The sequence below is a fragment of the Sessilibacter sp. MAH1 genome, assembly GCF_054658315.1.
Window position 1 is genome coordinate 214,030 of record NZ_BAAGIC010000005.1, and the last position, 12,084, is coordinate 226,113.

A 12,084-nucleotide genomic window follows, 5' to 3' on the forward strand; every position below is an offset into this window, starting at 1 on the left:
CCGGCAACCGAGCAGGAAGTAACCATGTTGAAGCTCCGGCGTAAAAACGCCCAAGAAGCCGAATTAGACATCACCTCATTCATGAACCTGATGATTATTCTGGTTCCTGTATTGTTGATGACCATGGTGTTTTCACGCATTACGGTAATCGACCTGACGTTACCGGAAGTGGGGAACCCAGCAGAAAGCAATCCCGAGATTCCCAAGATTCTCGAAGTGGTGATTCACGACGACTATCTGGATGTAAATTATCCAGCGGGAACTCGCGTGCAACGCATCGAAAAAGTTGAAGTTGCCAGTGAAGAACCCGGCGAGGCAGCGACCATTGAGCATAACTACGCGCTCTTGTCGTTGACGCTGCAAGAAGTTAAACGTCGCCTAAAAGAGCAAGGCATCGAGAAAAAAGACATTTTAATTTTGTCGCAATCGAACACCAGTTACCAAACCCTCATCACCGTGATGGACACGGTGCGCTCCTACAAAGCCGTGGTGGTAACCGATGTTGTGGATGCAGAATTATTTCCCGATATGTCTTTGGGTGACGCACCCGTCAACGATACCGAAACCGCACAAGCCGGAGGTGCGCAATGAAGCAATCACTGCGCGCCAAACGCATGGCCAAACATCACAAGCGTAATCTCGGTGGCTCTAAGCTAAACCTTGTGTCGTTGATGGATATTTTTACCATTCTGGTGTTTTTCCTACTGATCAATTCCGACGATGTTGAAATTTTGCAAAATCAAAAAGACATCATCTTGCCGGAATCTGTATCTGAGCAAAAACCCGATTCCACGCTACTCATTTTGGCCAACAATGAAGACCTAATTGTCTCTGGCCAAATCGTTGCCAAGGTTACCGATATTCTTGCTCGCGAAGACCTTGTTATCGCCGAACTAAAACAGGTGCTGACCGACCTTGCGACTCAAGCAGGCCCGCTACCTGAAGAGTTAGAAGAAAAAGGCCGCCCGGTAACCATCATGGGCGATGCGGAAATTCCCTACGAAATGCTCAAACGCATTATGCAGACTTGCGTGGATACCGAATTCCGCGATGTCTCCATGGCGGTTTCTCAGGTTCCATCCAACGATCCTGTGCCATTGGCTGAAGACCCAGTTGGCGCAGCCGCGCCAGCACCGACCGGGGAGGGCACGTAATGACAACCGTCAATACTGCAATGCTCAACCTGTCTTTGCCTTGGCAACCGGTTGAGAGCGACGAAAAACGGTTCCGTACCATTGCCGCTATCGGCTTGGTATTGTTTTTAATTTTCGCCATCGGTGTTCCTTTAGTACCACTCCCTGATCGTTTGGTGGACGAAAAAGAAGCGCCCAAGCCAGATTTAGCGAAGATTATTTTGGAAAAGCAGGAAATTCCAAAACCGGAAGAGAAAAAACCAGAACCTAAACCCGAGCCTGAAAAGCCTAAACCCAAGCCAGAGCCGAAAGAAATTCCGGTTGAGACCAAGCCTGCGCCACCTAAGATCGATAATCAAGAAAAGATCAAAAGCAGTGGTTTGTTGCAATTTCAGGACGACTTACAGGATTTTCGCAACAAGTTCGATACCAATAACAGCAATCGCAGCCTAACCACCGGTGACGCTACCGCAGCTCAGGTAGATAGATCCGTGGTTGCCAACAAGGCCAAAACCACCAGTGGTGGCTTTAATACCGCAACGGTGAGCCGTGACACTGGCGGCATTGCGTTATCGGGTAAAGAAAACACCGTTGTTGATAGCGAAATCTATGACGCGGAAGGCACCAGCGTAAAAGCGGCACCCAAGCCCGGCTCGAAGCAAACCATCGGCGGCCGCAGCGACCGTGATGTTCGTGTGGTGATGGACAAAAACAAAGGTGCGGTTAACGCAATTTACAACCGTGAGCTGCGTAAAGATCCAAGCTTACAGGGCAAAATGACGATTCGCTTGGTCATTGAGCCGGATGGCTCTGTTTCTTCGGTGACCGTTGTTTCTAGCGATCTTGGCAGCGACACTCTTGAAAGCAAACTGCTAGCACGTATTCGCTTGATTGATTTTGGCGCCAAAAACGTCGCCCAAACCACCGTGAACTACACGCTAAACTTGTTCCCTGCTTAAATTCTCCCGATAGTACACACCTCGTCCTTGCGCGAGGTGTACTTTCCCTTCATTACCTTCTTCTAAACTCCACAGCCTTCCAGCTATCGCGCTGTCGCAGATAATCAACCGTTATCTATCAGCGCCACCTGTTTACGTTTGTTATTCGATTTTTCCTATCTTTACCGATTTTTGTGCAACACGTCAGCTTGCCTTAATTCTTAAAGCGCCGCGGTGACATAGACTCAACCAAGTAGCGTTTAACAGACCACCGAATTTGAGGAGTCTCTTTAGATGAAGAAGTGGGTATCTCTTACTCTAAAATCCATCACCGCCAAAGCCATATTTACTGCTTTGTTGGCGGTACTCAGTGCAGCGCCTAGCTACGCAAAATCGGAGTACACCGTCAACGGCCACCGGGTGGCAGAAGAAATCTCGGCGTTGTTATCGCATCAAGGTTATCCGGCCGGTGATTATTACGTTGATCGGTTTGGAAATTACGGACAAATTGGCCAGCCACCACAAGGTAATCTGGGCGGCGGACCAGTGTCTAATTGGCAGGGCGAACCTCAGGGAATCGCCAATAACCCGTACGCTCAGGCCTACGTAAACGGCATTCAATCCGTGCGTATCTTCTGGATTTACTCACCAAGTGTTTTTTCGGGCGCAACCGGCGGAGCCTCTGGCTACTATCATATCTGCCCAGAACGACTCTATTATCGAAGTTCCGAGGGAGCCATAAATATTGGCACCAGTAATGGCTGGGCCGGTTCCGCCGGAACCGATACCGGCGGCGGTCATTGGACTTTAGAGGAGAGCGAAAATGGCCCGTACATCATTTTGGCCGGTTCCGATGGCGCTCATCAGTTTTTGCTGGAGAATATTATTCGCGGCAAGTGGCAGCAGGGACAATTTAAATACGCCGTTGAGTTCGGCAAAGCGTCGTGTTTTTAATTTTCCCGTTAAAGTCTGAGCACCCGGCGTTGGCAACTTACCAAGGGCGCTCAGACTTCACTCAATAAGCTTTTTTCGACAATAGCGTAAAGGGTGTTAACAGCAGGATTTTTATATCCAGCCAAGGTGTCCACGCATTGATGTATTCAAGATCAGACTTAACTCTTGCCTCCATGTCTTCGAGCTTTTCGGTCTCACCTCGAAAACCTCGAATCTGCGCAAGCCCCGTCATACCGGGTTTAACGCGTCCCCGCGCCATGTAGCGTTGAATTTTATTGCTGTAATACTGGTTGTGTGAAATGGCATGGGGTCTCGGCCCAACCAATGACATGTTGCCAAACAACACATTAAATAGCTGTGGTAACTCGTCTAAGCTGGTTTTTCGCAACAATTTACCGATAGGCGTAATGCGGTCATCGTTTTGGGTGGCTTGTTTCACAAGCTGTCCTTCTTCGTGAACATACATACTGCGAAACTTAAACACCTCAAAGGTTTGACCATCCCAGCCATCGCGTTGTTGTTTAAAGATAACCGGGCCTTTAGAGGAGCGCTTGACGAGATAGGCAAGCACTAAAAAGAGCGGGCTCAGCAACACAATTAATAACGCTGCAATAGAGCGATCAAATACCGTTTTCACAAAGTATCGAAGACCACTGTAGTGAGGAGTTTCGTTTAAACAAATAAGCGGCAAACCACCCAGTTCGCGCACACAATGATTGAGTAAATCAAACTCGTAGATATCGGGCACCCAAACGATATCAACCTGCTTGTCTTGCAATGCTTGATAATAATGCACAAGTTCAGGGGTATTTTTGAGTCCCAAAGCTACGTAGATGCGCTGCACCTGGCGCGCATCAATCATTGCCAGTAACTCCGCTAAATTAACAATGTTCTTGATGCCGATATCGTCTCGTTGACCAGATAACGGATTCGAAGGGTCACACAATCCAACGACTCGCTCATCGAGCCAAACGTTATCGACCATTTTTGCCGACAGATGTGAAAGGGCAGCGCCCGAGCCAATAATTACCGACGAAATACGTTTGGAAGATCTCAGAGTAAAAAACAGCCGCACCTTAAAACAAACGCTGGCAACCAGCATTTGTGCGGCCAAACTCAACAACAACCAACTAACAATCGTTACCGGCTGAGCGGACTCTACTGCGTGGGTGTAAAAGCCAATACCCACTAAAAAAACCGAAACCAACGCCCACGCCTTACTGAGCCTGAATAAACCAGACATACCCAATAAAGCCTTACGGCCAATCCCTAATTTTGGATACACCAGAAGCACCGATAGTGCTGCAACGACACAGTACAACTGACTGTGAAGAGTGAATCCACCCGGCGAGTAGTATTGTTGTAGATACAAAGGTATGACTACCGCAAGTACGTACAAACCGTATTCTAAATAGCGAAAAATACCATCGTGGTTTTGCAACAGTCGCTTGTGAGAATGGCGACTGCGCAGAATATCTTCGGATGTCTCTGAGTAATATTCAGAGACTTCTTGTGCAGAACTCATAGCGGATTCCTTTTCCATCACCAGAGCCTTTTTAAAAAAATAGGCGCTTCCTGATTGTTCTTAGTAACTGCAAATAATCAAATATCGAGCGGGTAAAGCCTGAGGAACAATTAACTCATCCAACCTTAGAACAACGTTAATAAGTGTATTGTCGCGTAAAACACTGTGGGTAACCAACATTCAGAAAAAACCAAATATTAGGTGGTGCTTGCAGAGGTTTAATTACAAAAATCAAAAAAGAATGAGCTAATAAACGAATTTCAGACACCTAATTCTTTTATTCTTATTCTAAATGTACGATTACTGTTCAGGCTTATAGCATAAACAAGCATTGAAAGACTCTCAAGATCGCCGAATAACCTTTTCATTCTATTAACAATAGAATTTATTCGAATACTGAATCTAAGCCTCTAAACCGCAGGAAATACTTGATAAATTCGTGACATATAATTTACCAAACATCGATATTTAAAAATAAATTTCAATATTTATTCGTTTAAAACCTCGGACTACATTAGTGCTATCAGTTACTGAAGATCGCTAATTAATAAGATGAGTAAATTGAAATTAGGAAAACATTGAAAGTGCGATTTAGAAATTCGATCTGCTGATTAAATCAAGGCAGAATTAAGCAGCAGATTCAGTAATAAGAAATCGAATTGTAGGAAAGCAGGAAATTGCCAGAAAATAATTTAACAGAAAACTCTTATTGATTAAGACCACTCATTGATTAGGCTTTTATTAAGAGTTTTCTGTTCGTAAAATTAATTACGATTCCTCAAAAATTAAGACTTCGTTTGCCACTGCAATATTTTAATATGATTGGTTTGGCCGCCACTGCCAGAGACATCACCACAGGTAATAACCACGCGTTGGCCGCTGATTAAACCGCCGGTTTGACCAACCGTATCCAAGGCCGATTGATAAATGTCACCGCCGCTTTCGGTCACATCGTAAAAAATCGATTTTACACCGCGATACAAGGCCATTTTTCGGCACGTATTTTTATGACGAGACAACGCAAAAATAGGCAACCCAGAGCCCAATCGAGACATCAATAAAGCCGTATTTCCCGACTCGGTTAAACAAATAATCGCACCAATATTGTATAAGTGATTTGCCGCATAAATTGCAGATAGCGCAATGCATTCATCAATGCGATAAAAAGTCTGTTCAATCTCGCGATCAATAATGCGCACGTCAGGGTGCTGCTCGGCGCCAACGCAGGTTGCCGCCATGGCTCGAACCACCTGAGCAGGATATTTACCACTGGCGGTTTCGGCAGAAAGCATTACCGCATCAGTGCCGTCGAGCACTGCGTTAGCAACATCGAATACCTCTGCACGAGTAGGCACCGGTTGATTGATCATGGATTCCATCATTTGTGTGGCGGTAATTACCGGTTTATTCGCTAGGCGGGCCAATCGAATGATTTTTTTCTGCACACCAATTAGCTGTGGATCACCGATTTCTACCCCTAAATCTCCGCGCGCAACCATCACTCCGTCGGAGGCTTCAATTAATGCTTTTAACGTGCTTTCTGATCCAACCGCCTCGGCGCGCTCAATTTTGGCGATAATGCCGGTTTTAACACCCGAGGCATTCAAGGCATCGCGCACCGGTTTTAAATCAGCGGCGCAGCTTGGGAAAGACACTGCCAAATAATCCAGCTCAAGCTCGATGGCGAGTTTTAGATCCAGCTCATCTTTGGCCGTGATGGTTGGCGCAGACAAACCGCCACCAAGTCGATTCAAACCCTTGCGAGACTTTAAGATTCCGCCAGAAATCACCCGGCATTCGACGTCGGTTTCAGAAACATTCACAACGTCTAAACGCATTAATCCATCGTCTAATAACAAGATATCCCCAGGTTTTACAAACTTAGGCAACGCCTTGTAACCCACACCAATGCGCGTCTCACTGTGTGGTTTATCGTCGTCGATGGTAAGCGTAATCAGAGAATTATCGATCAACTCAATGGTATCTTTTACCAAATCACCGATACGGATCTTAGGGCCCTGTAAATCACCCAAAATCGCCGCATTACGACCCTTCTCTTCAGCAACCTCACGTATCACCTTGGCCTGATTGCGATGACCCTCAGCACTACCGTGGGAAAAATTTAAGCGAAAAACATTCACGCCCTCATCCAACAAACGAGCGATCATTTCTGGACTAGCACTAGCAGGACCGACAGTAGCAACTATTTTGGTACGACGAAGATAGGCGGACATTTTGAATTCCAAATTTCTTTTAAAGATGAAAGTAAAGCAGAAGAACTTGAATAAGTTTATGTCGAAAGCAAATGAGTTCGCAAAAGTGCAGACCTACTAACGCTACAAATGAATTTATTTCCGGTATATGTCATTCAAACCACATAAGTTAACGATAGCTTCTATTTTTACTTATGTAGTAGAGATTAAAAAAGGCGCCTTCGGCGCCTTTTTTTATTGCATAAATAACCAAAACATCTTACTCAGCCAAAAGCGCTTCGATTCGATCCATAATGTCGGTCATGCGACGCGCGGTAGCTTGGTAGGGCTCGGGTTTGGCCATGTCTAAGCCTGCGGCTTTTAGGATTTTGTAGGCGTCGTCTGATCCACCGGCTTTTAGCACGTCAATAAACGAGTCTCGAACCTTGGTATCGCCTGCGAGTAGTTGCTCGGCAAACCAAGATGCCCCAGCCATGGAGGTTGAGTATTGGAAGACGTAGAACTTGTAGTAGAAGTGCGGAATGTAGGCCCATTCGTTGGTGTAGACATCGTCAATTAGCAATACGCCTTCGTCGTGGCCGTGATATTTCTTCAGAAGATCGCCGTAGATGTCTGATAATTTTGCACCGGTTAAGGGTTCACCGGCTTCTGCGGTTTCGTGAATTTTTAATTCAAATTCAGCGAACATGGCTTGGCGATAGAAGGTACCACGCACCGATTCCAGCGCCTGACCTAAATAGAAGAGTTTTTCTTCTTTGGTTTCGGCGCGTTCGATCAAATATTCTTCTAATAGAATTTCATTAATGATGGAGGCAATTTCGGCAGTAAAGGTTGAATAGTCTGCTTTTAGGTACGGCTGGGCCTCGTTAGCCAACATGCTGTGCACGGCATGGCCCCATTCGTGCGCATAGGTCGATAGGCCGTTGTAGTCGTCGTTATGATTGAGCAAAACGTATGGATGCACATCGTAAACGCTGCCGTTCATGTAAGCGCCGGATCGCTTACCGGGTTGTGGATAAGCATGCGCCCAGTTTGAATTCAGTGCCGTTTCAAGCTTCTCGTAGTAGTCTTCACCTAATGGCTTAAGCACGGTTAGAGTGATGTCTTTAGATTCTTTGAGGCCGAATTCGGTATCCAGCTCAACCAGTGGCGGATAGATATCGTAGTAACGCATCTGCTCGATACCTAAGATTTCACCACGCAGCTTAAAGTAACGGTGTAATACAGGCAGCGATTTATTCACTTCTGCGATTAGTGTGCGATACACGCCTTCTGGAAGATTTTCTTGATCCAATTCTTTTTGCAAGACCGAATCGTAGTTGCGCGCCTTAGCGGTAAAGATATTGGCTTGTACCTCGGTACCTAAAATTTTGCCAATACTGTCGCGATAGTCGTGCCAGGTTTGCCAGAAGGTATCAAACACCAATTTACGATCGTCACGATTGGCAAGGCTGCGATAACGTGAATAACCCGCTTGATTAAGCGTTACGGTTTCGCCTGTCGATAGCGTTACTTCCGGCCATTTAACATCGGCATTAACGAGCAACTCGTAAATTTCGTTAGGGCTACCCAATACCGCCGACGCAGAAGCTAATAAAGATTCGCCTTTCTCGTCTAAAAGATGTTCGCCGCTTTTAACCACCGAGCGAAGATAGTAGTCGTAAGGAGTAAGGCCTGGCTCTTTCTTGATGAATTTTTCAACTTTCTTACTGCCAAGAGCCAGAATTTCTGGGTCCATCCACGAAAGCGCTTCGCCGAACTCGGTAAATAACGAATTGGCCTTGGCAAATCGCTCTTGATTGTCTTCAGAGCGCTGATCGGTATCGTGATTTAAACTGGTATAAACATAAACACGCACCGCTTCTTTTTGTACACCAAAAATGGCGTCCAGTGCTTTGGCTAATGATTTTGGACTTTTACCTAAGGTGCCTTTGAATTCAGGCAATGTAGCAATATCAGCGCGAACCTTATCGTAAGCCGTTTCCCAAGCCTCGTTATTGGCGTAAATTTCGGTTAAATCCCAAACCACTTGTTTGGGTTGGTCTTCTGCAACCGCGAAACCACTGATACCGGCAAGGCTCACACCCGATAACAATACACAGGACAACAATTTTTTCTTAAAGGCTTTTTTGGCCGACACCGCTTTTTTCAACATGGTATTTTCTCAAGTCAGTCCGTTTTTTAATGAATTATTTGTTCGTGTTGTTGTTATCGACGAAAACTCACGCGGCAACCGCATTTTCTGAACTTATCTTGCTTACAGACGTTAGATGACCGTCTTTATTTATCGCTCACAAAATAGCGATCATGAATATTCTTACAATAACGCACTAAGTTATCGTAAGACCTGGCTTTTTGGTTAAACGGCCCGTTTAAATCCACCTCGATCAATTCAGCCAAATGCGCATAGGCGACGGCATCAAAACTAGATGGTTGGTTATTGAAGAAATAGTCGCTATTGCCAAGCAAATCCGACAAGCTCTTTAACATGTCGTCACACATAAGAATCAGCTCAGCTTCACTGTGGCGACCCAAGCCTTGTTTTTTGATCGAGCCTTTCACCATTTGCCGCGCCACGAGCGGCGCTATCTGCTTCATGACCGGCGGCATAAAATTAAAGAAGTTTTTGCGCACCACAGTAAAGCCAGAATTGTTGATCCAACGACCATAAACAATAAACCAATAAAAGCACTCGTCTAACGCTTTTTGGAACAACACCTTTTGCGCCTGTTGCTGGGTATCGAGGTGATTGTCTAATTCGATGTTATAGCGCTTTTGCAGATGCTGGATGATCAATTCCGAATCGCCAATAACTGCGCCGTTATCGTCAATAAATGGCAGCTTTCCCTTCGGAGATTTGGATAAATATTTCATTCCGGCTTTCGACTGGTATTCAATGCCGGACATTTTTAAATAGGTATACACCTTCAAAACAAAGGGGCTGGCATCGGCTATTGATATCATTTGTCCAAATCCATAAACCGTAATCATGCTTTGCTCCATTGTTAAAGGTTGTTGGCGTTGCTTTGGGTGATTGCGCTGGCCATGTGTTCGGCAGCTGCAAAATAGGTTAATTTCGACGTCACACAGTATGACGCCGAAAGATGACGGAAACACAAAATTACGGGCAAAACACTATATTTTCAGCGATGTGGCAACAAAATCTCGCAACACTGATACGGCTTCGTTGCTGGCGGGGTTGGGGGCAATCAAGCTAATGGCAATGTCACCCAAGGCCGGAAGCAGGGGATTCTCATGGAGGATTTTTAGATTGCTAGGCACAGTGCTACGCGCCAATGCGGTGATACCCAAGCCCTCTTCAATAGCCGTGGTAATGCCGGTCAAATCGGGATTGGTGTAAATCAGTCGCCAGCGCCGATTTTGTGCCTCAAGCCGCTCGATCATACGGCGGCGATAAATGCAGCCATGCGGCGCCACAATCAAAGAAATCGGGTCCTCTTCTTCGAACTCTTCACGGCCATTGCCAACCCACACCAAATCGTCGCGCTTAAATAAAGGTGTGCTCTTTAGATTTTCAGAGAAATCGTTATCCAAAAACAACGCCAAAATCAGATCGAAGTTGCTCCGCTTGGGTTCACACAACAGTTCTTTTGTCAGCGCGCTGGTGACCTCTAAGGTCACGTTCGGATAGGCGCGAACGAAACGACCAACTATTTTCGGCAAGAGTGTGGTGGCAAATTCACTGGGAATTCCAAAATGAACCTTGCCATTAATAGCCGTTGAGTGAAATTGGGCCAGAGCCTCGTCGTTAAGCGCCAATATTTGCTTGGCGTAACGGTACATCATCTTGCCTTTGCTGTTGGGCTCAACCTGTAATCCATTTCTGGACAGTAATTTTTGTCCGGTTAGCTCTTGCAGCCGTTTAAGTTGCAAGCTAATTGCCGGTTGTGAACGCCCCAATAATTCAGCCGCCGCTGTGAAGCCACCTACATCCACGATTGTCACGAAAGTTCTGAGCAAGTCCGTGGGAATGTTTCGGATCATACGTTCCCCCATATTGTATTTAAAATTCTTATACTTGCATTTTAACTATTAATTAAACTTATCACCAAACTGTGGTTAAACTTAATATGTCTCCGTATATCTGTGTTGACTCTTTCTATATTTGAGAAAAGCTATGGCCGATACAAACAGCTACTCCAGCGATTTAAAAACCACTCCCTTAAACGAACTTCACGAGCAACTTGGCGCTAAGATGGTTCCTTTTGCGGGCTATTCTATGCCGGTTCAGTACCCGGCGGGAGTGAAAACTGAGCATCTACACACTCGCTCAAGCGCTGGGCTGTTTGATGTATCCCACATGGGTCAGGTTATTGTCGAAGGCCCCAACGCCGCCTCAGAACTAGAGCAGTTAATTCCTCTCGATTTAGAAGCACTCGCCGTTGGCAGCCAAAGCTACGGATTACTTACCAGCGATCAGGGCGGTATTATCGACGACTTGATCATTGCGCGCTGGCAACAGAACACATTTTTTATTGTCATCAACGCTGCCTGTAAATACAAAGACATCGAGCACCTTCGCGCCCATATCAGCGACAGCACAATTACCGAATTAACCGATCGCGCACTGCTCGCCCTACAAGGCCCAAAAGCGGCAAACGTAATGCAGTCGATCTGCCCACAAGCGCTGCAATTGAAGTTCATGGAATTTGGCGAATTCACCGTTCAGGGTGAATCCATGTTCATTAGCCGCTCTGGCTATACCGGTGAAGATGGCTTTGAAATTTCGGTACCGGCGCAGCTTGCGCGCAGTTTTGCCGAACATATTTTGTCGTTTGATGAGGTAGCGCCAATTGGTCTGGGTGCACGAGACTCTTTGCGCTTAGAGTCTGGTCTTTGCTTGTATGGCCAAGACATGAATGACCAAACCAATGTCTGCGAAGCGTCTTTAGCGTGGAGCATCCACAAAAACCGTCGCGCCAACGGTTCGAAAGCCGGTAATTTTTTGGGCGCCGATGCCATCTTTGCGGCCCAAGAATCAGGGGTTTCAAAAAAACGCGTCGGCCTATCGGTTGAATCAAAAACACCGGTTCGCAGCGGTACCTTATTAGTGGACGCAAACTCCCAAGAAATTGGAGAAGTCACCAGTGGCGGCTTCAGCCCAAGCCTCGAAAAACCCATCGCCATGGGTTATGTGTCGTCGGATTTTGCGAAAATTGGCACCGAGATTTTTGCCTTGGTACGCAACAAGTTGATTCCCGTTACCGTCGCCAAGACCCCGTTTGTCACCCAGAACTATTACCGCGGCTAAAACACTCGGCCAGCAAAAAGACTGGGATTTCACGTCTACACTTTTTGCT

Annotated in this window: 10 protein-coding genes; 5 read left to right on the forward strand and 5 right to left on the reverse strand. The window is 46.1% G+C overall.

Going from position 1 to position 12,084, the window contains the following annotated elements; translation table 11 throughout:
• The first annotated feature begins 27 nt into the window (after positions 1-27).
• From ACYQ28_RS07455 to ACYQ28_RS07470, 4 genes are all read left to right on the forward strand, one after another.
• A complete protein-coding gene (locus ACYQ28_RS07455; protein ID WP_460049266.1) occupies positions 28-591 on the forward strand; it encodes an ExbD/TolR family protein in 564 nt (187 codons plus the stop codon).
• Complete coding sequence (locus ACYQ28_RS07460; protein WP_460049192.1) at positions 588-1,154, forward strand: ExbD/TolR family protein; 567 nt, start codon at positions 588-590, stop codon at positions 1,152-1,154. Before ACYQ28_RS07455 ends, ACYQ28_RS07460 begins: the two co-directional genes overlap by 4 nt.
• Entirely contained in the window at positions 1,154-2,092 is a 939-nt protein-coding gene (locus ACYQ28_RS07465) for an AgmX/PglI C-terminal domain-containing protein (protein WP_460049193.1), read from the forward strand. The genes ACYQ28_RS07460 and ACYQ28_RS07465 overlap by 1 nt, the downstream gene beginning before the upstream one ends.
• Positions 2,093-2,365: 273 nt before the next feature.
• Positions 2,366-3,025 carry a hypothetical protein gene (locus ACYQ28_RS07470; RefSeq protein ID WP_460049194.1) on the forward strand — a complete coding sequence of 220 codons (660 nt, stop codon included), beginning with the start codon at positions 2,366-2,368 and terminating at the stop codon, positions 3,023-3,025.
• Between the two features lie 61 nt (positions 3,026-3,086).
• Here ACYQ28_RS07470 and ACYQ28_RS07475 read toward each other — a convergent pair whose 3' ends face one another.
• The 5 genes from ACYQ28_RS07475 to ACYQ28_RS07495 all read right to left on the reverse strand — a co-directional run bounded on the left by ACYQ28_RS07475 (position 3,087) and on the right by ACYQ28_RS07495 (position 10,768).
• The gene (locus tag ACYQ28_RS07475) at positions 3,087-4,550 is read right to left on the reverse strand and encodes an undecaprenyl-phosphate glucose phosphotransferase (protein WP_460049195.1); all 1,464 of its coding nucleotides are present in this window, start codon (positions 4,548-4,550) and stop codon (positions 3,087-3,089) included.
• Between the two features lie 785 nt (positions 4,551-5,335).
• Positions 5,336-6,784: a pyruvate kinase gene (pyk, locus tag ACYQ28_RS07480; RefSeq protein WP_460049197.1), complete on the reverse strand. Its 1,449-nt coding sequence runs from the start codon at positions 6,782-6,784 to the stop codon at positions 5,336-5,338.
• A gap of 238 nt (positions 6,785-7,022) precedes the next feature.
• A complete protein-coding gene (pepF, locus tag ACYQ28_RS07485) occupies positions 7,023-8,918 on the reverse strand; it encodes an oligoendopeptidase F (protein WP_460049199.1) in 1,896 nt (631 codons plus the stop codon).
• 125 nt (positions 8,919-9,043) lie between these two features.
• Positions 9,044-9,754 (reverse strand): glutathione S-transferase family protein, encoded by a 711-nt coding sequence (locus ACYQ28_RS07490; protein WP_460049201.1) that lies wholly within the window; start codon positions 9,752-9,754, stop codon positions 9,044-9,046.
• A gap of 144 nt (positions 9,755-9,898) precedes the next feature.
• The gene (locus ACYQ28_RS07495; protein WP_460049203.1) at positions 9,899-10,768 is read right to left on the reverse strand and encodes a LysR substrate-binding domain-containing protein; all 870 of its coding nucleotides are present in this window, start codon (positions 10,766-10,768) and stop codon (positions 9,899-9,901) included.
• 133 nt (positions 10,769-10,901) lie between these two features.
• Here ACYQ28_RS07495 and gcvT point away from each other — a divergent pair, with 133 nt between their 5' ends.
• Positions 10,902-12,035 carry a glycine cleavage system aminomethyltransferase GcvT gene (gene gcvT / locus ACYQ28_RS07500; protein ID WP_460049205.1) on the forward strand — a complete coding sequence of 378 codons (1,134 nt, stop codon included), beginning with the start codon at positions 10,902-10,904 and terminating at the stop codon, positions 12,033-12,035.
• The last annotated feature ends 49 nt before the right edge of the window (positions 12,036-12,084 follow it).